This is a genomic window from Aminobacter sp. P4_D5, from assembly GCF_056401815.1.
In genome coordinates, this window is record NZ_JBFUIP010000625.1 from 1 (window position 1) to 757 (window position 757).

General features: G+C 71.2%; 1 protein-coding gene. It reads right to left on the bottom strand.

Annotation, left to right across the window (positions count from 1 at the left end):
• Positions 1 to 34: 34 nt before the first annotated feature.
• A complete protein-coding gene (locus AC1DWF_RS33945; protein ID WP_476842883.1) occupies positions 35 to 661 on the bottom strand; it encodes a carbonic anhydrase in 627 nt (208 codons plus the stop codon).
• Positions 662 to 757 lie beyond the last annotated feature (96 nt).

The window sequence follows — 757 nt, forward strand, 5'->3', positions numbered from 1 at the left end:
GGCTGGTGCGCTGGCTGCCGGTGGAGTCGCAGCTTTAGTCGATCAGCTCGACCCGCCCCGTCGCGAGGTCGTAGACTCCGCCCACCACCAGCAGCTCGCCACGCTCGACCATCCCGGCCAGGATCGGCTGCGCGGTGCGCAGCATCTCCACATGGTACTTCACGTTGGCGACCATCGCGCGGTGGTTCAGCTCCTCGCCGGGCTCTGCGCCGGGCTCGGAGAGCACCGGCCGGATGCCGGGCGCCATGCTGTCCACGAGATGGCCGATATGGCCGGGATAGGTCTCGCCGGTCAGCAGGGACCGCACCGTGGCGTCCACGGCGCCGCAGCTCGTGTTCCCCAGCACCATGATGAGCTTCACGCCCAGCATGGCCGTGCTGAACTCCAGGCTGCCGAGCCCCTTCTCCGTCACGAAATTCCCCGCGACGCGCACGATGAAGAGGTCGCCGGGGCCCCGGTCGACGACCATCTCGGCCAGGACGCGCGAATCCGAGCAGCCGATGATGGAGGCGAAGGGCGCCTGGCCCAGCGCGCGGCTGGGGCGCCCGGCCGAGTAGTCGCGCTCCGTCGGCTCGTTCGCGACGTAGCGGGCATTGCCCTCCATCAGCAGGCGCAGCGCCTCGTCCGGCGTGTCGGCGGCCGAGCGCGGGGGTACGGCCACGGCCGGGGGGATAGCCGGCCCTCTTCCATCGTCATGGGGCGACGCCAMGGCGCGGCGCCAGCGCCCCGCCTTCGCGCAGATCGCACACATCCATCA